The organism is Sphingopyxis sp. (assembly GCF_016463645.1).
Lineage (GTDB): Bacteria > Pseudomonadota > Alphaproteobacteria > Sphingomonadales > Sphingomonadaceae > Sphingopyxis.
Genome location: NZ_JAEMQX010000267.1, coordinates 1 through 1,634 on the forward strand (window position 1 = coordinate 1; position 1,634 = coordinate 1,634).

The window sequence follows — 1,634 nt, forward strand, 5'->3', positions numbered from 1 at the left end:
CGCGCACCATTTCGAGCACGAGCACCCGGTCGAGGTTGCTGCTATTCGTCATGTCGGCCACTCTCCGTCTTTACTTGTTCCGCCGTGTCGGCATGGTGGGCGCCATATGGTCGCCCGCGCCACTTGTCGAGGACACTTCGCCCGATTCGCCGCCGCTTTCGCCGCGGGCTGTGTCATTGCCGTGACGATGGCGCCCCCGGCGACCGCCCAGACGCAGGGCCCGCCCGCACCCCCGCCGCCGAAGCCCGACGCCGATGAGGCGGCGCGCAGGGCGAAGGAAATGGTCGACCCGATCAAACGCTGCAAACCCGCCGACGACGGGTCGATCAACGTGTGCGCGTCCGATACCGAACTGCATCGCCTGTCGCCCGAGTTGCGCGCGATCGCGAACGAGGGGCGCGAGGCGCCGCCGAAGCTGCCGCGCGCCGAGGCGAAGGCGATGAGCCTCGACAAACTGCCCTATAACTGGATCTCGATCGGCGGCCGGATGAAACGCGGCCCCGAATATAATGCGCAGTTCGAAGCGGTGAAGCGCGCGACCGACCCCGAAACCGGCACCCCGGCGCCGCCCGAGGAAGAGCCCGAGCCCTAGGCGAAGACCTCGGCGGGCGTGCCGCGCCCGGATGCGCGATAGAGGCCGGCGGGGATCAGCAGGGTCATCAGGAAATAGGCGGCCCAGAAGATGATCCAGCCGCCGCTCATCGCCATGTCGGCGAGGCCGCCCTGCGGACTGTTGAAGACGATGAAGATATGCGGCGCGAGAAGCGCGAGCGTCAGCAGCGCGGTGAGGACATAGATCGCCAGATACAGCGCGAACAGTCGCCGCCACGACATGCGCGTCCGCCGCCACGATTCGACGAAGGCCGAGACGGGCTCGAGCTTGCCGCCCGCCGCCATCACCGGACCGACGAGGCAGAAGCGCGCGCTGATCCAGGCGCTGGCGAGCGCCGAGGCGATGTGGCGGACGATCGCGAGGGCCGTGCCGAAGCGCGCGGTTTCCGCGAACTCGCCGAGCAGCAGGATCGGGAGCGACAGGGCCAGGCCCGCGCAGAAATAGAAGATGAGGTTGACGACCAGATAGGCCGTGCCGGCGACCATCCCGTACATGATCTCCGAAATATAGCCCTCGCGCATCTCGGCGAGCAGCGCGTTCCATCCCGCGAGCAGCGCGCCGCTGGCGAGGACCCCGACGATGCCGAGCAGATAGAGCGGGCCGGTGATCGATCCGCTGACCCGGTAGGTGAAGGGATCGGCGATGATCGCCATGATCGCGCGCAGGTTGAAGATCGGCTCGCTCGACAGCAGCAGGAAGGGGACGAGTACCCCCAGCACGACATAGGCGAGCAGCGGCTGCCAGTGCTCGGCCGCCAGCAGCCGCGCCTCGGTCAGCCCGCGCCTGATTTCGATATCCATGATCCGCCCCCTGTTCCCCGTCACCGGGGTAACAGCGGCGCGCGCTATTTCAAGCGGCTAAAGCGCGAGGATCGGCATGTGCATCGGCGCGCCGACGACATGGTCCGACGCGCCGAGGATGGCGAGCGCGGCGTGGATCGCGCTGGCGGGCCCCTCGTGCGTTACCAGCACGATCACGACGCCGCTGCCGTCCTCGCTGCCGCGCTGGATCAGGCTTTCGA

At 68.1% G+C, this 1,634-nt stretch carries 2 protein-coding genes; one reads left to right on the plus strand and one right to left on the minus strand.

Annotation, left to right across the window (positions count from 1 at the left end; genetic code table 11):
- The first annotated feature begins 187 nt into the window (after positions 1–187).
- Positions 188–592: a hypothetical protein gene (locus tag JHC57_RS22430; protein WP_294032768.1), complete on the plus strand. Its 405-nt coding sequence runs from the start codon at positions 188–190 to the stop codon at positions 590–592.
- On the opposite strand, the gene JHC57_RS22435 is transcribed toward JHC57_RS22430, so the two are convergent.
- Positions 589–1,413 (minus strand): hypothetical protein, encoded by an 825-nt coding sequence (locus JHC57_RS22435; protein ID WP_294032767.1) that lies wholly within the window; start codon positions 1,411–1,413, stop codon positions 589–591. The genes JHC57_RS22430 and JHC57_RS22435 overlap by 4 nt on opposite strands.
- Positions 1,414–1,634 lie beyond the last annotated feature (221 nt).